A 230-nucleotide genomic window follows, 5' to 3' on the forward strand; every position below is an offset into this window, starting at 1 on the left:
CCGGATACTCCAGCGCCTGCGCATACAGCCCCCGCAGAGCCACCCACACCTCCTCACGCCCCGGCACACCCGCCACCACCGGCCGCTCACCGCCGTCCGGCGCCACGGGCGCGGCGTCCCCGCGCCGGGCGCCGAGTTCCTGGTGGATGAGGTCGGCGACCTTGTCGAGCGTGTCGTAGTCCCCCAGCCGGAAGTCCGCACCACGCGGCTCGAGCCCGAAGTGCTCCGAC

At 74.3% G+C, this 230-nt stretch carries 1 protein-coding gene; it reads right to left on the reverse strand.

Annotated elements, in window-relative coordinates; translation table 11 throughout:
- On the reverse strand, positions 1 to 230 hold a 230-nt coding region (locus ABD207_RS24565), incomplete at both ends, for a hypothetical protein (protein WP_344015284.1).

Origin of the sequence: Streptomyces thermospinosisporus, assembly GCF_039526425.1 — a bacterium.
Lineage (GTDB): Bacteria > Actinomycetota > Actinomycetes > Streptomycetales > Streptomycetaceae > Streptomyces > Streptomyces thermocarboxydovorans.